This is a genomic window from Stenotrophomonas sp. SBJS02 (assembly GCF_020428325.2).
Taxonomy (GTDB): Bacteria; Pseudomonadota; Gammaproteobacteria; order Xanthomonadales; family Xanthomonadaceae; genus Stenotrophomonas; species Stenotrophomonas africana.
On sequence record NZ_CP109812.1, the window covers coordinates 98386 to 119034 of the forward strand.

The 20649-nt window shown below is 68.2% G+C and carries 15 protein-coding genes; 9 read left to right on the forward strand and 6 right to left on the reverse strand.

Annotated elements, in window-relative coordinates; all coding sequences use genetic code 11:
- Positions 1-183: 183 nt before the first annotated feature.
- On the forward strand, positions 184-708 hold the full coding sequence (locus FQS62_RS00450; protein WP_107378893.1) for a GNAT family N-acetyltransferase: 525 nt from the start codon (positions 184-186) through the stop codon (positions 706-708).
- A gap of 117 nt (positions 709-825) precedes the next feature.
- Here the strand turns inward: FQS62_RS00450 and FQS62_RS00455 are convergent, their stop codons facing one another.
- A complete protein-coding gene (locus FQS62_RS00455) occupies positions 826-1479 on the reverse strand; it encodes a YceH family protein (RefSeq protein ID WP_049448273.1) in 654 nt (217 codons plus the stop codon).
- Between the two features lie 100 nt (positions 1480-1579).
- On the opposite strand from FQS62_RS00455, the gene FQS62_RS00460 reads away from it, so the two are divergent.
- The 4 genes from FQS62_RS00460 (at position 1580) to plsB (ending at position 7240) form a co-directional block, all read left to right on the forward strand.
- Positions 1580-2503, forward strand: a complete 924-nt coding sequence (locus FQS62_RS00460) for a 5'-nucleotidase, lipoprotein e(P4) family (protein WP_049448275.1) — start codon at positions 1580-1582, stop codon at positions 2501-2503.
- Positions 2500-3225 (forward strand): orotidine-5'-phosphate decarboxylase, encoded by a 726-nt coding sequence (pyrF, locus tag FQS62_RS00465; protein WP_154348298.1) that lies wholly within the window; start codon positions 2500-2502, stop codon positions 3223-3225. The genes FQS62_RS00460 and pyrF overlap by 4 nt, the downstream gene beginning before the upstream one ends.
- Before the next feature lie 425 nt (positions 3226-3650).
- Positions 3651-4604 (forward strand): hypothetical protein, encoded by a 954-nt coding sequence (locus FQS62_RS00470; protein WP_208043596.1) that lies wholly within the window; start codon positions 3651-3653, stop codon positions 4602-4604.
- The gene (gene plsB / locus FQS62_RS00475) at positions 4604-7240 is read left to right on the forward strand and encodes a glycerol-3-phosphate 1-O-acyltransferase PlsB (protein WP_049448279.1); all 2637 of its coding nucleotides are present in this window, start codon (positions 4604-4606) and stop codon (positions 7238-7240) included. Before FQS62_RS00470 ends, plsB begins: the two co-directional genes overlap by 1 nt.
- An 88-nt stretch (positions 7241-7328) precedes the next feature.
- Here the strand turns inward: plsB and FQS62_RS00480 are convergent, their stop codons facing one another.
- On the reverse strand, positions 7329-7532 hold the full coding sequence (locus FQS62_RS00480; protein WP_005421068.1) for a YdcH family protein: 204 nt from the start codon (positions 7530-7532) through the stop codon (positions 7329-7331).
- A 91-nt stretch (positions 7533-7623) separates the two neighbouring features.
- Here FQS62_RS00480 and ttcA point away from each other — a divergent pair, with 91 nt between their 5' ends.
- From ttcA to FQS62_RS00495, 3 genes are read left to right on the forward strand one after another with little or no spacing between them, the layout of a single operon-like run.
- Positions 7624-8544 (forward strand): tRNA 2-thiocytidine(32) synthetase TtcA, encoded by a 921-nt coding sequence (gene ttcA / locus FQS62_RS00485; protein ID WP_170935787.1) that lies wholly within the window; start codon positions 7624-7626, stop codon positions 8542-8544.
- Between the two features lie 36 nt (positions 8545-8580).
- Complete coding sequence (locus FQS62_RS00490) at positions 8581-9486, forward strand: recombination-associated protein RdgC (protein WP_005411825.1); 906 nt, start codon at positions 8581-8583, stop codon at positions 9484-9486.
- Between the two features lie 59 nt (positions 9487-9545).
- Positions 9546-10325, forward strand: coding sequence for a M48 family metallopeptidase (locus FQS62_RS00495; protein ID WP_088480590.1), 780 nt, complete (start codon positions 9546-9548; stop codon positions 10323-10325).
- Between the two features lie 327 nt (positions 10326-10652).
- Here FQS62_RS00495 and FQS62_RS00500 read toward each other — a convergent pair whose 3' ends face one another.
- On the reverse strand, positions 10653-11519 hold the full coding sequence (locus tag FQS62_RS00500; RefSeq protein WP_049448284.1) for a methylglyoxal synthase: 867 nt from the start codon (positions 11517-11519) through the stop codon (positions 10653-10655).
- A 168-nt stretch (positions 11520-11687) separates the two neighbouring features.
- On the opposite strand from FQS62_RS00500, the gene FQS62_RS00505 reads away from it, so the two are divergent.
- Positions 11688-14096 carry an ATP-binding protein gene (locus FQS62_RS00505; protein WP_049448324.1) on the forward strand — a complete coding sequence of 803 codons (2409 nt, stop codon included), beginning with the start codon at positions 11688-11690 and terminating at the stop codon, positions 14094-14096.
- Here the strand turns inward: FQS62_RS00505 and FQS62_RS00510 are convergent.
- From FQS62_RS00510 to FQS62_RS00520, 3 genes are all read right to left on the reverse strand, one after another.
- The gene (locus FQS62_RS00510) at positions 14082-15527 is read right to left on the reverse strand and encodes a glutamate synthase small subunit GltD family protein (protein WP_049448285.1); all 1446 of its coding nucleotides are present in this window, start codon (positions 15525-15527) and stop codon (positions 14082-14084) included. The genes FQS62_RS00505 and FQS62_RS00510 overlap by 15 nt on opposite strands.
- A gap of 85 nt (positions 15528-15612) precedes the next feature.
- Complete coding sequence (gltB, locus tag FQS62_RS00515) at positions 15613-20067, reverse strand: glutamate synthase large subunit (protein ID WP_208043565.1); 4455 nt, start codon at positions 20065-20067, stop codon at positions 15613-15615.
- A gap of 174 nt (positions 20068-20241) precedes the next feature.
- Positions 20242-20631 carry an I78 family peptidase inhibitor gene (locus tag FQS62_RS00520; protein WP_164158983.1) on the reverse strand — a complete coding sequence of 130 codons (390 nt, stop codon included), beginning with the start codon at positions 20629-20631 and terminating at the stop codon, positions 20242-20244.
- Between the last annotated feature and the right edge of the window lie 18 nt (positions 20632-20649).

The following is a 20649-nucleotide window of genomic DNA, read 5'->3' on the forward strand; positions in this document are numbered from 1 at the left end:
ACACGCCGTAAACCCGTCCATGGGGGCTCGGCCGCGGCATCCATGCCGCGGACGGTCCCGCCCAGCCCACCCGCCAGGCCTCTGACAGTTTCCGTGCATGCCAGCCACGGAAAAGAAAAAAGAAAATCAAAAGCAGCAGCCGGGAGTTGAGGCAGAATCGGGGTTTCGGCTGGAGGTCTGCCTGTGCAACCGATCGAGAGTGAACGCCTGCGCCTGCGTGCGATTGAACCGGATCGCGATGCGGCGCCGATGCTGGCGCTGTTGAACGATCCGGGCTTCGTGCGCTTCATCGGTGACCGCAATGTGCGCAGTGAGGAGCAGGCGCGGGAATACATCGCGCTGCGTGTGCTGCACAGCTATGCGTTGAATGGCTTTGGCATGTATGCCATCGAGCGGTTGTCCGATGGTGCCTGGCTGGGCAATGCCGGGCTGGTGCGGCGCGATGGCTTGCCGGGGCCGGACATCGGCTATGCGGTGCTGTCGCAATTCGCCGGGCAGGGCTACGCCGGTGAGGCGGCGCGGGCGGTGTTCGCGCATGCGCGCGCTGGGCTGGGCCTGCACGATCTGTATGGCATTACCGATCTGGACAACGTGGTGTCCGGGAAGATCCTGCTGGGGTTGGGGATGCAGGAGCGCGGGGTGATCCAGCTGCCGGGCGTGGACAGTCCGAGCCGGTTGTATGCCACCCCGGGTGCGGCGCAGGTCTGACCCCTGATGTTGGCAGGTGCCGGCCGCTGGCCGGCACAGTAGCGGCTGATGGTGGGCGCCGACCGTTGGTCGGCACTATTCAGATGCAGTGCCGACCAACGGTCGGCACCCACCCCTTCAACCGCGCAGTTCGGCCAGCTGTGCCTGCAGTTCGGCCACGGCCGCTTCCAGCTGCGCCACGCGCTCGGCCAGGCCCGGGTCGGCCGCATCGCTGCTGCCACCGCCGCTGTTGGCGTATCTGGCCGCCAGCGCCGCGCCGTCCACTTCGCCGCACAGCAGGTGCATGTAGCGGTCTTCGCGCTGGCCACTGGCGCGCGGCAGCACCACCAGCAGCGCGCGCTGCTGCAGGCGCTCGATGGCGTGGCGGGCTTCGTCGGTGTCGGCGAAGCGGTGCAGGCGTTCGCTGCGCGTGATCAGTTCGCCCAGCGTCTGCGGCCCACGCAGCAGCAGCAGCGCCAGCAGCACGGTCTGCTGCCGGGTCAGGTCCAGCGCGGCCTGCAGGCGGTGCTCGTAACGGTCCGCGCGCGAGGAGAAGTGCTGGCGGGCCAGGCCCAGTGCCTCCAGCTGGCGCAGCGCATGCTGCACGCTGCCGGCGTCCACGTTCATCACCGGTTCGCGGGCGGTCTTCTGGTTGGCGGCTGATTGGGCGGCATTGACCGTCAGTGGGTAGGTATCCGGAGTGGTCGCCTCCTTCTCCACCAGGCAGCCCAGCAGGCGGGCCTGCACGGCGTCGAGCAGGGGAACGTCGGGGGTCTGGGCAGGGTCGGTCATGGCGGCTTCCGGAAGACAACGGGTCAACCGCCAAGCATAGCCGTCCCGGCGGTGCCTTTGCCGGTAAAATGCGCCGGTATATCTGATTGCCGGTGAATCCATGCGTCGTCCCGTTTCCCTGTCCCTGACCCTGCTCGCCACTGCGGCGCTGGGCCTGTCCGCCTGCAAGCGCGTGGATGCGCCTGCCGCCGAAGCCGCTGCACCGGAGGCCCCGGCCGCCGCTGCCAAGGCCGATGGCGCGCTCGATGCCACTGCCAACGACAATCTCAATGCAGTGTTGTGGATGCAGCGCGCGCAGGAGTACAAGGCGATCACCGAGCAGACCTACCGTGCCGCCGCCGATCACCTGGATGCCGCGCTGAAGGAAGCCCACTGGGATGCGCTGGTGCCCGAAGAACGCGGCAACGAGGCCAAGGGCCTGAAGCCGGCCGTGGTGCTGGACGTGGACGAGACCGTGCTGGACAACTCGCCCTACCAGGCGCGCCTGGTCCGCGACGGCAAGGAATACGATGAAATGACCTGGGACCAGTGGGTGGCCGAAAAGAAGGCCAAGGCCATTCCGGGCGTGGTCGATTTCGCCAAGGCCGCCAATGCCAAGGGCGTGACCCTGCTGTACATCTCCAACCGCGCCGTGCACCTGAAGGACGCGACCCTGGCCAACCTGCGCGAGCAGGGCCTGCCGGTGGCCGATGACAGCGTGTTCCTGGGCCTGGGCACCGTGGTCGAAGGCTGCGAGCAGGCCGGCAGCGAGAAGAACTGCCGCCGTCGCCTCGCCGGGCAGAAGTACCGTGTGCTGATGCAGTTCGGCGACCAGCTGGGCGATTTCGTCGAAGTGACCGCCAACACCAACGAGGGTCGTGACGCGCTGCTGCAGCAGTACCACGACTGGTTCGGCGAGCGCTGGTGGATGCTGCCGAACCCGACTTACGGCGGCTTCGAGCCGGCGCAGTTCAACAACGACTACAGCCAGTCGCGCCAGTCCCGTCACGACGCCAAGCGCGCTGCCCTGGACTACGCACCGTGAGCCGCGCACCGCTGCCGCTGCGCGACGACGAGCGCCTGATCTTCGCGCTGGACGTGCCTGACCGCGTGCAGGCGCTGGAGTGGGTCGACCGCCTCGGCGACAGCGTGGCGTTCTACAAGATCGGCATGGAACTGCTCGCCTCCGGCGAGTACTTCCAGGTGCTGGACGAGCTGGCCCGCCGCGACAAGCGCGTGTTCGTCGACCTGAAGTTCTTCGACATCCCGGCCACCGCCGCAGCGGTCATCAAGCGCCTGTCGCAGTGGCCGGTCAGCTACGCCACCATCCACGGCTGGCACCCGGCGATGATGGAAGCCTGCGCGGCCGCCAACAGCAGCGACATGCGCCTGCTGGCGGTGACCGTGCTGACCTCGATGGGCCGCCTGGACCTGGCGCAGATGGGCATCGACCGCGAGCCAGTGGACGTGGTGGTCGAGCGCGCGCTGGCCGCCCAGGCGGCTGGCATTGATGGCGTGATCGCCTCGGGCCAGGAAGCCGGCCCGATCCGGGCCGCCACCGGCGCCGGGTTCTCGATCGTCTGCCCGGGCATCCGCCCCGACGGCCCGGTCGGTGATGACCAGAAGCGTACCGTTGGCGTGGCCCAGGCCTTTGCCGATGGCGCCGATGCCATCGTGGTCGGCCGTCCGATCCGCCTGGCCGCCGATCCGCAGGCCGCGGCGCGGGCCATCCAGCAGGAAATCGCGTCGGCGCTGGCTGCGCGCTGAGATTCCGCTGCCAAGGCTGCAGGATCGAGCGCCATCCCGACACGCGCGGGATGGCGTTTTTGCATCCGCCCGGGGAGCGGTTGTGCCCGAATCGCCGCAAAACCTGCCGCAGATTTCCTGACCCTGGCCCCACGTACCAAGTGGATCAATAAAATCAATAATTTATATGGCACTACGTGAAGTGTTGCCTTAACTTGAGCGGCAGCGTAGGATCGCCGCCATCCGGTCCTCGGACCGGACATGCGCCACACCACTGTCCACCGGCCCTGCGCCGGCTTGAAGAGCCTGTGATCCCCGTGATCCCGGCTCTTTTTTTTATTCCGGTCAGTGACTTGCACGGGCAACAGCGGAAACCGTGACGCCCCGGCTTGCCGCTGTCACGTCGCAGGCCGCAAGATGCGGACCGGTCCGGGGAGTCCGAGTGCATGAGCGTGGCAGTGCGAGGAAGGTCTGCGCGTGGATGGGGGTTGGCAGCCATGCTGCTGCTGGCCGTGGCCGCGTGTCGTGAATCGGCCAACGATCAGGCCAAGCCGGCGGCCGAACCGGTTGCGGCGGTGCAGGCCATGGCCCTGCGCCTGGCCGAGGACGATCTGGTCGGCTACGCGAAGCTGTCGGTACCGCCGAGCCAGTACCAGCGCCTGCAGCAGGCGTGGGACGAGGGCCACAGCCAGTGGCCGCTGACCGAGCTCCCGCTGGGCGACCAGCTGCTGCCGATGCTGGCCGCCCTGCGTGCGCCCAATGCCAGCGTCGAACTGCAGCGCAGCTTCGACCGCCAGCTGGCCGGCCAGGCCGGTGCCGTGCGCCAGGCCGCGCAGTCGATGGGCAACTTCGGTGTGCAGTACCTGCGCCATCAGAAGGGCTATACGCCCGGCCAACAGGCTCACTACATCGCCCTGGTGGAAACCCTTGCCAGCTGGGCGCAGGGGGCACCAATCAGTGACCGCGCCCGCGCGCGCAGCACGATCGCCGCGCTGGTGGGTGCCGCCGGCAAGGTCGGCTTCGACGATGAGGCCGGCCTGCAGGCCGCCGGCATGGAAGGCAGCCTGCAGCAGCTGGCGCCCTTCATCCATACCCTCAAGGCGGTGCTGGGCAGCTACGGGCTGGGCGTGGACGACGCGCTGCGCAGCGTCCGGGGCGAGCTGCTCTCGGTGGAGGGCGACAATGCGCTGGTACGCCTGCACTACGACCTGGCTGGCCGCGAAATGACCCTGCAGCTGCCGCTGAGCCGCCGCGAGGGCCACTGGTACCTGACCCGCACCCTGGCCGATACCGACGCCCTGCTGCGCAAGGCCGACGCGGCCCGCGCTGCTGCGTCGCCGTCACCGGCCGAAGCCCCCGCCGACGGTGGGGAAGCGGCAACGCCGCCGCCTAAGCCATAATGGCGCCGATGTCGAAACAGAACCCGCTGCCGTTCCCCGGCGAAGAATCCCAGTCGACGCCCGCCGATACGGTGCCGGCGTCCCCCTCGACCGGTACCGGCCCGAACCCGGTACCGCCGCCCGCGCACGCGCGTCCGGCTGGCCGCCGCCCGCTGTGGGCACGGTTGCTGGGCCGCCTGGTCGAGCCGTGGCTGTCGCTGAAGATCGAACCGGAAGACCCGGGCCAGTACAACGATGGCCGCCCGGTCATGTACGTGCTGGAAGACTACGGCCTGTCCAACGCGCTGATCCTGGACAAGGCCTGCCGCCAGGCCGGCCTGCCGTCGCCGCTGGTGCCGCTGGCCGGTGACCCGACCGGCCGCAAGCGCGCTTACCTGGCACTGTCGCGCCGCAGCTCCAGCAACTCGCTGATCCCCGAGCAGCGCGGCGCCAAGACCCATTCCGATTCGCTGGCCAAGGTCCTGCAGGCGCATCGCGTGCGCGACGACCTGGACGTGCACCTGGTCCCGGTGTCGATCTTCGTCGGCCGCGCGCCGGACAAGCAGAGCGGCTGGTTCGCTGTGCTGTTCTCGGAAAACTGGGCGCTGGTCGGCCGCTTCCGCCGCCTGCTGGCGGTACTGCTCAACGGCCGCAGTACCATCGTTCGCTTCGCCCCGCCGATCTCGCTGCGCAGCACCGTGGACGAAGGCCTGGAGCCGGAGCGCACGGTACGCAAGCTGCAGCGCGTGCTGCGTACGCACTTCCGCCGCATCCGTGAATCGGTGATCGGCCCCGACCTGTCGACCCGGCGCCTGCTGGTGGACCAGGTGCTGGCCGCCGAACCGGTACGCGAGGCGATCGCCGCGCAGGCCAAGCGCGACAATTCCAAGCCGGCCGATGCCTGGAAGAAGGCGCACGCCTACGCTTGGGAAATCGCCGCGGACTACTCCAGCCCGGTGGTGCGGTCGGCCAGCTTCATGCTCAGCCACGTGTGGAACCGCATCTATGCGGGCGTACTGGTGCACCACCTGGACAAGTTCAAGGCCGCCGCGCCGGGCCACGAAGTGGTCTACGTGCCCAGCCACCGCAGCCACATGGACTACCTGCTGCTGTCCTACCTGCTGTACGACCGCGGCATCGTGCCGCCACACATCGTGGCCGGCATCAACCTGAACCTGCCGGTGGTCGGCACCCTGCTGCGCAAGGGCGGTGCGTTCTTCATCCGCCGTTCGATCCGCGGCAACGCGCTGTATTCGGCGGTGCTCAGTGAGTACGTCGCGCAGCTGGTGGCCGGTGGCTACTCGCTGGAGTACTTCGTCGAAGGTGGCCGCTCGCGTACCGGCCGACTGCTGCAGCCCAAGGGCGGCATGATCTCGATGACCCTGCGCGCGTTCCTGCGCCAGCCGCGCAAGCCGGTGCTGTTCCAGCCCATCTACATCGGCTACGAGAAGCTGATGGAAGGCGGCAGCTACCTGGACGAACTGTCCGGGCGGCCGAAGGAAAAGGAATCGATCTGGTCGCTGCTGTGGGGCATCCCCAAGGTGCTCAAGCAGAACTACGGCCAGGTGGTGGTGAACTTCGGCGAACCGATCGCACTGAACGACGTGCTGGCCGAGAAGGCGCCGGAGTGGAAGGGCGAGGCGGTATCCGAGGACGAGAAGCCGGCCTGGCTGTCGACCACGGTGGACACGCTGGCCGAACGCATCCAGGTGCGCATCAACGGCGCTGCCGACGTCAACCCGATCAACCTGCTGGCGCTGGCGCTGCTGTCCACGCCGAAGCATGCGATGGGCGAGGCCGACCTGATCGCGCAGATCGAGCTGTGCAAGACCCTGCTGGTCGAGATGCCGTACTCGGACCGGGTGACGGTGACCCCGCACTCGCCGGAGCGGATCATCGCCCATGCCGAGGAAATCAACGTCCTCACCCGCATCAAGCACCCGCTGGGCGATGTGCTCAGCGTCAGTGGCGACACCGCGGTGCTGCTCAGCTACTTCCGCAACAACGTGGTGCATCTGTTCACCGCCTCGTCGTGGGTGGCCTGCTGCTTCCAGAACAACCGTCGCATGAGCCGTACCGGGCTGGTCCAGCTGGGGCGCACGGTGTACCCGTTCCTGCAGGCCGAACTGTTCCTGCCGTGGAGCGAGGACGAGTTCGCCCACCGCATCGACCGGACCATCGATGTGTTCGTGCGCGAGGGCCTGCTGCAGAACGTCAACGATGACGACGGCGGCATCCTGGCGCGTAATACCGGGCAGACCGACGAGGTGTTCCGCCTGCGTGCGATCGGCCATTCGCTGCAGCAGGCGTTCGAGCGCTACTACATCGCCATCTCGGTGCTGGTGAAGAACGGCCCCGGCGTGCTCGGCGCCGCCGAGCTGGAAAGCCTGTGCCAGCAGGCGGCGCAGCGGCTGAGCCTGCTCTATGCACCGGCGGCGCCGGAGTTCTTCGACAAGTCCCTGTTCCGCGGCTTCATCCAGAAGCTGCGCGAACTGCGCCTGGTGTGGCCGGACGAAAACAGCAAGCTGCTGTTCGACGAGCGGCTGGATGCCTGGGCCAAGGATGCCAAGTTCATCCTGGGCCGCGAGCTGCGCCACACCATCGAACGGGTCAGCCCGGAAGCGGCGCGCCCGGACGAGCCCGCGCCGCAGGATTGAACGTAGCGCCGGGTCCTGCGGTGGGTGTGGACCTTGGTCCACACCTTCCAACCGTGCCAACCAAGGTTGGCACCCACCAGGACGGTCTTCAGGCCGGTTCGTCAGGAATCTGCAAGCTTTCCAGCCTGGCGATGCAGTCCTTCAGCTGCAGCTTGCGCCGCTTCAGGCGCTTGGCTTCCAGTTCATCCTCGCCGTTGGCCGCCATGCGGGTGATCTGTTCATCCAGCAGGCGGTGCTCAGCGCGCAGGGCGGCGAGGTGCTCGACGATCTCGGCGGGGCTGTAGGTGTCCACAGCCTCCGAGCATACACAGCGATGATGACCGCCGGGAGAGGGGAATTCCGACCCCCGGCCGGGGCCGCTCCGAGCCGTTAGAATGGAGCCCATGAGTGCCGTGATTTCCCTTCCCGATCCCCTGCCGCGCGCCGCCCGCGATCCGCGCGTGGCCGAGCGCGAGCAGCACAAGCTGGCCAAGCGCCTGCGCCGCCAGGTCGGCGAGGCGATTGCCGACTTCGGCATGATCGAGGCCGGCGACAAGGTGATGGTCTGCCTGTCCGGCGGCAAGGACAGCTACACCCTGCTGGACGTGCTGCTGCAGCTGCAGAAAAAGGCGCCGGTGCCGTTCGAGCTGGTGGCGGTGAACCTGGACCAGAAGCAGCCGGGCTTCCCCGAGCACATCCTGCCGGAGTACCTGGCCGGGCTGGGCGTGCCGTACCACATCATCGAGCAGGACACCTATTCGGTGGTCAGCCGGGTCATTCCGGAAGGCAAGACGATGTGCTCGCTGTGCTCGCGGCTGCGTCGTGGTGCGCTGTACAACTACGCCGAAACCCATGGCTTCACCAAGATCGCGCTGGGCCACCACCGCGACGACATGGTGGCCACGTTCTTCATGAACCTGTTCCACCACGCCAAGCTGTCGGGCATGCCGCCGAAGCTGCGCAGCGACGACGGCAAGCACGTGGTGATCCGGCCGCTGGCCTACGTGCGCGAGAGCGACATCGTCGACTACGCGCAGGCACGCCAGTTCCCGATCATTCCCTGCAACCTGTGCGGCAGCCAGGAGAACCTGCAGCGCCGCCAGGTCGGCCTGATGCTGAAGCAGTGGGAGAAGGACCACCCGGGCCGCATCGAGCAGATCGCGCGCGCCATGGGTGAAGTCCGGCCCTCGCAGCTGGCCGACACCACCCTGTTCGACTTCATGGCGCTGGGCCGTCGCGACGACGCGCCGCTGCCCGACGCCCATGCCTGGCTGGCCGGTTCACCGGCCGATGCCGACGCAGATCCCGAGACGCCCACCGTTTAAGGTCGGTCGCCCTTTCTCTTTGCCATCCGGAATTCCATGTTCTTTCGCAACCTGACGTTCTTCCGTTTCCCGACCACCACCGATTTTTCCGAAGTCGACACCCTGCTGCCGCACGCCCTGCTCAAGCCGGTCGGCGCACTGGAAATGAATTCGCGCGGCTTCATCTCGCCGTTCGGCCGCGAGGAGAAGGAACTGCTCTCCCACCGCATCGCCGAACACCTGTGGCTGACCGTGGGCGGCGAGGACAAGATCCTGCCGGCGGCGGTGGTCAACGACCTGCTTGAGCGCAAGCTGGAGGAGATCGAGGAGAAGGAAGGCCGCCGCCCGGGTGGCCGCGAGCGCAAGCGCATGAAGGACGACCTGCTGCATGAACTGCTGCCGCGCGCCTTCGTGAAGTCCTCGCGCAACGACGCCTTCATCGACCTGCAGCACGGCTACGTGGCAGTGGATACCTCCAGCCGCAAGACCGGCGAGTACTTCATGTCCGACATCCGTGGCCTGCTCGGCAGCTTCCCGGCGATGCCGCTGAACGCCGAAGTCGCGCCGCGCTCGATCCTGACCGGCTGGATTGCCGGCGAGCCGCTGCCGACCGGGCTGAGCCTGGGCGAAGAATGCGAGATGAAGGACCCGGTGGAAGGCGGCGCGGTGGTCAAGTGCCAGCACCAGGAACTGCGCTGCGACGAGATCGACAAGCACCTGGACGCCGGCAAGCAGGTCACCAAGCTGGCGCTGATCTTCGAGGACAACCTGTCGTTCGTGATCGGCGACGACCTGATCGTGCGCAAGCTGAAGTTCCTCGACGGCGCCCTGGACCAGCTGGAGCATGCTGACGAAGACGGCCGCCGCGCCGAGTTCGACGCCCGCTTCGCCCTGCAGAGCGCCGAGATCCGCCGCCTGTTCCTGTTGCTGGAAGAAGCCTTCAAGCTCAGCAAGGCTGACTGAACAGGCAGCCCGACGGCCGCCGGTCATCCGGCGGCCCGAAGCGGCGCTATGCTGGGCGCATGAGCCGTCTGCTGCGCCGCCTGATCAGCCCGACCCCGCCCGCCACCGTACAGCGCGACACCGTTCGCCTGCGCCTGGAGGATGCCGAGATCGAGGTACTGCGCGTGCGTGATCCGCGTGCGCGCCGCATCAAGCTGAGCGTGGACGAGCGCGGCGCACGACTGACCCTGCCGCTGCGGGCCAGCCTGGTGATGGGCGAGCGTTTCCTGGAGCAGCACCGCGACTGGCTGGCGCTGCAGCTGCGCCAGTACCAGGGCCAGGGCCTGCCGGCCCCGCTTCAGCCCGGCGAAGACGGCGTGCTGCCACTGCGCGGTGAACTGTTGCCGTTGCGCTGGCAGGAAGGCCGCTACGCGCGGCTGGAGATCGACGAACACGGCGCCTGCGTGCAGTGGCCGACCCGGGGCGGCGATGCCACCCTGCGCCGCCTGCTGCGCGAGTTCTACGAAGCCCAGACCCGCGCCGACGTCGGCCGTTGGCTGCCGAAGTACCTGCCTTCCCTGCCACGCGCACCCAGCCGCCTGCGGCTGAAGGTGATGTCCTCGCAGTGGGGCTCGCTGGCGCCTGACGGCAGCATGGCGCTGGACCTGGCCCTGGTGTTGGGACGCTCGGAAGCGTTCGAGTACGTGCTGGTGCACGAACTCTGCCACCTGATCCAGCCCAACCACTCGCCCGCGTTCTGGCACGAAGTGGAACAACGCTTCCCCGCCTGGCGGCAACAGCGCGACTACTTCCAGCTTGAAGGGCGACGCCTGAAGGCCATGTTGCGCCAGCTGTTGTAGAGCCGAGCCGATGCTCGGCTGACGCGCGAAGCGCGGATATTCATCCCTCGCGACCAAAAGCAGCCGAGCATGGCTCGGCTCTACAAAAGCGCGCGCAGCGCGCGACCCGCTCCTGCTCTTCCTTCCTTCTTCCGTGGTGGACACACCGGAAAGTGTCCGTGGCCGGGCGGGGTGGGTTGCGCAGGGGCGTGAGCCGCATGGATGCGGCGACCGAGCTTACAAGGACGTACTTGCAGCGCCCCCTGCGTAATCCACCCCGCCCGGCCAAGCACGGCTTTGCCTTCGGATACCACCCACCACGAGGGGCTCAGCCGTTGGCCGAAACCCTCACCCCGCCCGCAACGCCGCTGCCGTGGCCCAACGTGCCGCCACCCGCGGCGCCGTAATGCACACCGCCTGATCGGTCACCGTCGTCACCGCACGCTCCAGCAGCTGGATATCCGCCTCATGCTGGCGCGCCACATGCGGGTCCTCGAAGAAGATCGCACGCTGGCAACGCCCTTCCAGCACCCGGTCGGCAATCTGCGCATCACCGCCCATCGGGCCACTCTGGTAGCGCGTTACCCAGGGCGTATCGCTGGGCCAGCCCCGGCTCCAGGCCAGCTCGTTCAAGCGCTGGCCGGTGGTGCCGGTCGCCACGCGTTCACCGAACCGGGCCAGCACATCGAAGTGTTCATCGGCGAAGGCCAGCATCGCCGGCTTCATCGCATCGTGCGCGATCAGCGCCAGTGTCTGTCCTTCGAACGCATGCAGGTCGTCGGCGCCGGCATCGGCCGCCAGCCCGGCGTGGATGCGCTCCACCTCGACCCAGTCGCGTGCGGTGGCCACGGTCGAAATGAACGGCTTGCCGTGGATCACGCACTGTCGCTTCAGGGCCGTGGCCTCCGGAAACACCGAGGACGGATCGACCGGATCAATCAGATAGATCGCACCATCCAGTGTCCGATCCGGGCCCATCCCGACCACCTCGGCGACCAGCTTCATCAGGCCACCCTCGCGCCCGTAGGGATAGCGGTGCAGTCCCCCATATCCAGCGAGGAAGCCCTGTCGTCCGATCGCGTCATGGGTGCGGCCGACCGCGTGCAGCGACACGCCCAGTTCGCGCAGGCCGGGTTCGCTGACACGCAGCCAGCGGAACAGGGCGGCGCGCGCGTCGTGGTGGTGGAGACGGTTGGCAGCCAGGCCGATGCGCATCGAAAACTCCGCAGGTACGGGTGAAGGCGGCAGTGTATGTCGGCATTCCCCTCTCTGGATGTTTTTACAACTTTCTTCATTGCGGCCTGTCCGCACGTCGCTAGCGTGGCAGACAGCGGTACCGCTGCGCGGCCGTGCACTTCAGTCCGCGAAATGAGGATGCCCATCGTGAACGTCGCTGGCCTGCCTGCCGCCGCCGTGGTCCTGGCCTGCCTGCTGCTGCCCACCACAGCCGCCGCCGCTGGCTGCGAGTCGCCGCTGCACATCGCCTGGCCCGCCGACCGCGCACCGTTGTCCTCCAGCGAACAAGGCCAGGCGCGCGGGCTCGGCGCGCAGTACCTGGCGCTGCTGGAAGCACAGCGCCCGCTGCAGATGCAGCCACTGCGGGGCGTTGCCGTGGCCGAGGGGGCGTTGCCCCACGACACCCAGGCACTGCTGGGGTGGCCACGTTCGCAGGTGCCCATCGGCTGGGTGGCCAGCGCGCCCTACCTGCAGCTGCCGCAGGTGATCGTGCGGCGCCGGGATGCGCCGCCGGTCATGGGGCTTGAGGCCCTGCGCGGGCGCACCGTGGCCAGTCCCGATCCATTGCCGCTGACTGCGCTGCTGGCCGAGCAGGCGCCCGGTGCGCAGCTGCTGCCACCGGCACCGATCGACGACGCGCTGTCGCTGCTGGGTACCGGCCTGATCGATGCCGTGATCGCCAATCTCGGCGAGGTCGAGGCCGCGTTACGCCGCTATCGTGGAGATTCGCTGGTGGTCGCAGCACCGGCAGGAATCGAGGATGCGCTGGTGCTGGCCGTCGTGCCCGCCTGTGCCGATGTCATCAGCGAGTTCGAGCACGCCGTGTCGCAGCTGACGGACGCGCAGCACGAGGCGATCCGCGCAGCCTGGCAGCCGGCCGGGCCACGCAGCCAGTCGTCACCGTCGCCCTTGCGTTGGCTGGTAACCGCCTCGCTGATCCTGCTGGCGCTCGCGCTGGTATACGCCTTCGGCTATTGGCGCGTGCACCGTGAAAGCGCGCGCCGCCGCGTAGCCGCGCAACGCCTGCAGGAGGTGACCTCGAATCTGCCGGCTGTGGTCTATCAGGCACGACGCTCCGCCGCGGGCTATTACAGTTTTCCTCAGATTGCAGGTGACGTGCAGACGTTGTTCGGGATCAGCGTGGAAACCGCGCTGATCGACCAGCAGCGCCTGCTCGCAGCGGTCCACCCTGAGGATCGCAATCGGCTGATGGACGCTGTCGATGCCGCTGCGCTGGCGCGTGGCCCGATCGACGTCACCTTCCGCACGCGATCGCCACAGGGCTGGCGTTGGGTACGCTCTCATGGTCGACCGCTGTCCTGCGATGACGGCGATGTCGAGTGGAGTGGCTACTGGATCGATGTCAGCGAGGCGCAGTCGCGCACCCGGGCGCTGGCCGAAGCGCGCCGGGAGGCCGAGCAGGTGGCGCAGGACAAGACCCACTTCCTGGCAACGATGAGCCACGAGATCCGCACGCCGATGAGCACCCTGCTGGGCATGCTCGAACGACTGGCTGGCAGCGACTTGGATCCGGGCCAGCAGCAGGTGCTGGCGACAGTCGGTGATGCCGCGCGGATGCTGCGGCAGATCCTCGACGATGTGCTGCACAGCCAGCGATTCCAGGCTGCGCCGCTGCAGCTGCGGCCCACGGATCTGGGCGCTCTGGTACGCGCGGTGCAGCAGCTGCTGATGCCGGTCGCAGCCAGCCGCGGCCTGTACCTGCGCGCCGAGCTGGATCCGGCATTGCAGGCTGGATCGCTCGCCGACGGTCTGCGCGTGCGCCAGATCCTGTTCAACCTTGCCGGCAACGCGCTCAAGTTCACCGAGCAAGGGGGCGTGGAACTGCGGGTGCAGGTGCTGCAGCAATTCGATGGTGGCCAGCGCCTGCGCCTGCAGGTGAGCGACAGCGGCGTAGGCATCAGTCCGGAGCGGCAACAGGCGGTGTTTGCCGCTTACACCCAGGCCGAAGCATCCACAACACGCCGCTTCGGTGGCAGCGGCCTGGGCCTGGCGATCTGCCGCGAGCTGGCCGAGTCGATGGGCGCGCAGCTGCAGCTGCGCAGCGCGCCAGGCGAGGGCACCACGGTAAGGATGGAGCTTGAGCTGGCTGGCTGTGCGTTGCCCGCAGAGCCGCGACCTCTGCCGTTGTCGGCAATGCGGCCACTGTCGCCGGCCCGGGTGCTGGCAGCCGATGATCATCCCACCAACCTGCTTCTGCTGGAGCAGCGCCTGTGCGAGCTGGGACTGCAGGTGCACGCCTGCGGGGACGGCCGGCAGGCCTTCGAGGCCTGGCAGACGAAACCCTTCGACCTGGTCATCACCGACTGCCACATGCCGCACATGGACGGCTTCGCGCTGGCGCGGGCGATCCGTGCCGACCCTTGCCCGGCGCGTGCGCAGGTGCCGATCATCGCGCTGACCGCCAGCGTGCTGGATCGCACCCGCGACGCCTGCCGCGTGGCCGGCATCGACCACTTCCTGGCCAAGCCAGTGGAAACCCGCGAACTGCACGCGCTGTTGGCCGTGCTGCTGGCGCCGCTGTCAGCGGGTCAGTAGCCGCACGATGCTGGCGGCGGCATCGCGACCCTCGGCCACGGCGGTTACCACGAGGTCAGCGCCGCGCACCGCATCGCCACCGGCGAACAGACGCGGATGTGCGGTCTGGAATGGCAGGCGATCCTTGCCACCGGCCACGATGCGACCGTTGGACTGGCCTTCCACGCCGTGTTCGGTGAGCCACGCCGGCACGGTTGGTGAGAAGCCGAAGGCGATGATCACCACGTCCGCCTCCAGCAGCGATTCGCTGCCGTCGATCGGCACCGCATTCTGGCGGCCATTGGCATCGGGCTCGCCAAGTCGGGTCTCGACCACGGTCACGCCGATCACTTCGTCGTCGGCGCCGGCTTCGATCGACAGCGGCTGGCGGTTGAACAGGAAGCGCACGCCTTCTTCGCGAGCATTGGCCACTTCGCGCGCGCTGCCGGGCATGTTGGCTTCGTCGCGACGATAGGCACAGGTGACCTTGGCTGCGCCCAGCCGCACGGCACTGCGCACGCAGTCCATGCCGGTATCGCCGCCACCGAGCACCACCACGCGCTTGCCGTTGAGGTCGGGCAGGGCGATGGTGTCCTCCCAGCCGGCGATCGGCCGGCCCTTCGGATCATCGCCGCCGACGATGCGGCTGTTCTGCACCAGGAACGGCAGCGCCGGCAGCACGCCCTTCAGGTCCTGGCCGTCGAGGCCGCCGTCGGTGTAGCGATAGGCGCCGGTACCAACGAACACCGCGTCGTGGGAGTCCAGCAGCTGCTGCACGCTCAGGTCGCGACCGATCTCCACGCCGAGGCGGAACTGCACGCCCATGCCTTCCAGCACTTCGCGGCGGCGATGGATCACGTCCTTGTCCAGCTTGAAGCTGGGAATACCGAACTGCAGCAGGCCGCCGATCTGCTCGTAGCGGTCGTAGACCACGGCGGTGATGCCGGCGCGGGCCAGGCGGTCGGCGCAGGCCAGGCCGGCCGGGCCTGCACCGATCACCGCCACGCTGTGGCCGGTCGGCTGCACCGCACCTAGATCCGGGCGCCAGCCGCTGGCCAGCGCGGTATCGACGATGTACTTCTCCACCGCACCGATGGTGACCGCGCCGAATTCCTCCAGCGTGCAGCTGCCTTCGCACAGGCGGTCCTGCGGGCAGACCCGGCCGCACACTTCCGGCAGCGGGTTGGTGCTGTGGCACAGCGTGGCCGCTTCATGGATGCGGTTCTCCTGCACCAGCTGCAGCCACTGCGGAATCGCGTTGTGTACCGGGCACTTCCAGCTGCAGTAGGGGTTGCCGCAATCCAGGCAGCGGCCGGCCTGGTACTGCGCGTCCTCCTTGCCGAACTTGCCGTACAACTCGCCCCAGTCGCCGGAGGTGCGCAGTTCCACCGGGATGCGCTGCGGCATGGTGCGGGGCAGGTCGAGGAACTGGAAGGCGTGCTTGCGGCTCATGGCGGGCTCTGTGGTGTTTTGCGGTTGCCGGCCAGCGGCCGGCACTACGTGATCCTGGGTTGCCGGCCAGCGGCCGGCACTACCGTTACGCGGCGCGGCGGAGGGTTTCGGTCAGCGACTCGATGCTGGCGGCCTTCGGTTTGACCAGCCAGAACTTGCCGATGTAATCGCGGAACTCGTCCAGGATCTGCTGCGCCCAGATGCTGCCGGTCAGCTCGCGATGACGACCGATCAGGCGGTGCAGATGCTGGCGGTAGTTCTCGAAGCCCTCGGCGGAGACGCGATGGATGTCGATCAGCTCGTGGTTGTAGCGGTCGACGAAATCGCGGTCCACGTCCAGCACGTAGGCCAGGCCGCCGGTGAAGCCGGCACCGAAGTTCAGGCCGACCTTGCCCAGCACCAGCACCACGCCATCAGTCATGTATTCGCAGCAGTGGTCACCGGCGCCTTCCACCACCGCCAGCGCGCCGGAATTGCGCACCGCGAAGCGTTCGCCCGCGCGGCCGGCGGCAAACAGCTCGCCCCCGGTGGCGCCGTACAGGCAGGTGTTGCCGATGATCGCAGTGCTGCGTGCCTCGAAGCGTGCACCACGCGGCGGACGCACCACCAGGCGGCCGCCGGCCATGCCCTTGCCGACGTAGTCGTTGGCTTCACCCTCCACTTCCAGGTGCAGGCCACCCACGTTGAACGCGCCAAAGCTCTGCCCGGCGCTGCCGCGGAAGCGCAGTTCCAGCGGTGCCTCGGCCATGCCCTGATTGCCGTGCGCGCGGGCCACCGCGCCGGCCAGGCGGGTGCCGATGCTGCGGTCGGTGTTGTGGATCAGGAAGCGATGCTCGCCGCCGCGCTTGTGTTCGATGGCGGAGGACAGCAGGCCGTCCATCTGCGTGGCCAGGCTGTCCGGCGATTCGTACAGGCGCTGCGCGGCGCAGTGGCTGCCCTCGTAGCGGGCATCGGCCAGCAGGCGCGACAGGTCCACGCGCACACCCTCGCGCGGCGCGGCTTCGATCTGCCGCAGCAGGTCGGTACGGCCCACGATCTCGTCCAGCGAACGCGCGCCCAGGTAGGACAGCCAGCCACGCACTTCCTCGGCCAGCAGGCGGAAGAAGTTCTCCACGCGCTCCGGCTGGCCGGTGAAGTGGTTCTCGCGCAGGCGTTCGTCCTGGGTGGCCACGCCAGTGGCGCAGTTGTTGAGGTGGCAGATGCGCAGGTACTTGCAGCCCAGCACGATCATCGGCGCGGTGCCGAAGCCGAAGCTGTCCGCACCCAGCAGCGCGGCCTTGACCACGTCCAGGCCGGTCTTCAGGCCACCATCGGTCTGCAGCAGGGTGCGCCCGCGCAGGTCGTTGGCCAGCAGCGCCTGGTGCGCTTCGGCCACGCCCAGTTCCCACGGCACGCCGGCATAGCGGATGGAGCTGACCGGCGAAGCGCCGGTGCCGCCGTCATGGCCGGAAATGGTGATCAGGTCCGCACCGGCCTTGACCACGCCCGCGGCAATCGTGCCGACGCCGGCATGGCTGACCAGCTTCACCGACACCAGCGCGGTCGGGTTGACCTGCTTGAGGTCGTAGATCAGCTGCGCCAGGTCTTCGATCGAATAGATGTCGTGGTGCGGCGGCGGCGAGATCAGGCCGATCCCGGGGCGGGCATAGCGCAGGCGCGCGATCAGTTCGTTCACCTTGTGGCCCGGCAGCTGGCCGCCCTCGCCGGGCTTGGCGCCCTGCGCGACCTTGATCTGCAGCACCTCGGCATTGACCAGGTATTCGGCGGTGACGCCGAAGCGGCCCGAGGCGACCTGCTTGATCTTGCTGCGCTTTGGGGTGCCGTAGCGTGCCGGATCCTCACCGCCTTCGCCGGAATTGCTGCGGCCGCCGAGGCGGTTCATGGCAATGGCCAATGCTTCATGTGCTTCCGGCGACAGTGCGCCCAGGCTGATCGCCGCAGTATCGAAGCGCGGGAACAGGGTACTGGCTGGAGCCACCTCGTCCAGCGGTACCGGCGTGGCCGCCGGCACCAGTTCCAGCAGGTCGCGCAGCGCCGACGGCGGCCGTGCATGCACCGCATCGCAGTACTGCTGCCAGGCACGCGGATCGCCGCTGCGCGCCGCGCGCTGCAGGGTGGTGACCACGTCCGGGTTGTACATGTGGTACTCGCCGCCGTGCACGTACTTCAGCAGGCCGCCGACATCCACGTCCTGCTGCGCATCCCAGGCCTGCGCGCACAGCTCGCGTGCGTCGGCATCCAGGCGCGCGAAACCGGCACCACCGATGCGCGAGGCGGTATCCGGGAAGCACAGGTCCACGACTTCCGGTTCCAGGCCGATGATCTCGAACAGCTGCGCGCCGCGGTAGCTGGCCACGGTACAGATGCCCATCTTCGAGATGATCTTCGACAGGCCCTTGTACACGCCCTTGCGGTAGCGGCGGCCGATCTGCGACTGCTCACCGCCCTTGCTGAGCTTGAGGATGCCGCGGCGGCCCAGGTCGAACAGGGTCTGGTAGGCCAGGTACGGATACACCGCCGTGGCGCCGAAGCCGAGCAGGCAGGCCATGTGATGCGGATCGCGCGCGGTGCCGGTCTCGACGATGAGATTCACGTCGCAGCGCAGGCCCAGCCGCGAGAGGTGATGGTGGATGGCGCTGGTGGCCAGCAGCGCATGCACCATCGGCCGCCCGGCCACCGGGTAGCGGTCGGACAGCAGCAGCATCACCATGCCGTCGCGCGCGGCCTGTTCGGCTTCGCTGCAGATGCGTTCGATGCCGGCGCGCAGGCCCTCGTCTTCGCTGTAGGACAGGTCGAGCAGGCGGTTGGCCTGCACGTACTGGTCCATCTTCAGCAGCTGGCGCAGCTTGCGCTGGCTCAGTACCGGCGAATTGAGGATGACGTGGTTCACCGTCTCCGGGCCGGCATGGAAGATGTTGGTCTCCTTGCCAAGCTGGGTGGACAGCGACATCGCGCAGTCTTCGCGCAGCGGGTCGATCGGCGGGTTGGTGACCTGCGCGAAGGCCTGGCGGAAATAGTCGTACAGCGGGCGGCTGCGCTGGCTCAGCACCGCCATCGGCGTGTCATCGCCCATCGAGCCGGTGGCTTCCTGCTCGGTCTCGGCCAGCGGCCGCAGCACCTGCTCCACTTCCTCGCTGCTGAGCTGGTAGAGCTTGTGGTAGCTGCGCAGGGTGCCTTCGTCAAAGGGTTCTTCCACCAGCGACGGGTCGATCAGTTCGGTCTGCAGGTAGGTCACGCCCTGCTGCAGCCACTGCTTGTACGGCGCGCGACCACGGTTGATGCGGTCGATGGCTTCGGAGTCGAGCAGGTCGCCGCGCTTGAGGTCGATGGCGATCATCTCGCCGGGGCCGAGCTTGCCCTTGCGCACCACGCGCTCGGTCGGCACTTCCCACACGCCCGCTTCGGAGGCGACCAGGAAATGACGGTCGGCGGTCAGCATCCAGCGCGCCGGGCGCAGGCCGTTGCGGTCGAGGGTGCAGACGGCGTAGCGGCTGTCGCAGGCAACGATGCCGGCCGGGCCGTCCCACGGCTCGCTGTTCAGGCCGTGGAACTCGTAGAACGCGGCCAGGTCCGGATCCTTGAACTCCAGCGACTGGGTGGCGGGCGGCACCAGGATGCGCAGCGCCTGGATCAGCTCCATGCCACCGGCGACCATCAGCTCCAGCATGTTGTCCAGGCTCTGCGAGTCCGAACCGTGCATGGAAATAACCGGGTCAAACTCGCCGATATCAAAGCGCGGCGTCTTCCACACCTTGCTGCGTGCCTGCGCCCAGCGCCGGTTGCCTTCGATGGTGTTGATCTCGCCGTTGTGGGCGAGCATGCGGAACGGGTGGGCCAGCGGCCAGCGCGGCAACGTGTTGGTGGAGAAGCGCTGGTGGAACACGATGGCGCTGGAGGCCAGTTCGCGGCGCTGCAGGTCCGGGAAGAAGCGGCTCAGCTTGTCCGGCAGCACCATGCCCTTGTAGCTGATCGCATCCGGGGTGAGCGTGGTGACGTAGAAGTCGGCGTGATCGCGCAGCTCCTGCTCGCTGCGGCGGCGTGCCAGGAACAACGCCAGCGCGAAGCCGGCATCATCCTGGCCAACGCCGGCATCGACGAACACCTGTTCGATGCGCGGCAGCGTGTCGCGCGCCAGTTGGCCGCAGACGCTGTCGTCGGTCGGTACCTCGCGCCAGCCGGCAACCTTGCAGCCCACCGCTTCCACCTGCGCCTGCAGCTGGGCGCGGCAGGCCTGCGCCGCGTCGGCGTCGTGGGGCAGGAACACCAGGCCGGCGGCGAAGCGTGCGGCGACGGCAATGCCGGCCTCACTCGCCAGCAGTTTCAGGAACGCATCGGGGCGGCGCAGCAGCAGGCCGCAGCCATCGCCGGTCAGGCCATCGGCGGCGACACCGCCACGGTGGGTCATGCGCGAAAGCGCGGCGATGGCGGTATCAACCAACAGGCGCGATGGTTGATCGTCGAGCTGGGCGACCATGCCAAATCCACAGGCATCGCGCTCGGAGCGCGGGTCGTAAAGCCCTTGGCGGTTGCGGGGGGCCATCTCTACCTCGATGCGTATAGGGTTGGCGGCGACACTCGTCCCCGCTCATTCCCTGGAGCGCATCGTGAGGCCACCGGATGCCTCGACTAGATCACAGGTTGCTGCAACGCCGCAATACACGGTTGCAGGTGCAACGGAACGCGCCGGCAACCCAGTGCCGGCGCGGGGCGGGACTCAGCCGCAGCGCACGCCGCTGACGGCGCCCTTGTCGTCCACTTCGATGTTCAGGCGGTCGCCGAGAAACTCCATCGTGGCCACGTCGTTGGGCTTGAGCACGCGCAGCTGGCTGGCGCCGGCATCTTCCTGCGCCTGCTTGCCCAGGGTGTCGGTGTAGGCCTGGCCGACCAGGCTCTGCACCTGGCTGGCGTCGCAGGTGCCGACCGGCGGTGCCTCGGTGGCCTTGCCGGCGTCGTCGGCCGGCGCCTTGGCTGCTTCGGCGGCCTGCTGGGCGTGGGCGGTGGCCGAATCCTGTTCATCCAGCGCCGGTGCCTGGCAGGCGGTCAGGGCCAGCACGGCCGGCAGCAACAGGGCGGAGAGCGAACGGGCGCGAATCGGGAACGACATCATGACTCCGGAAGGGGT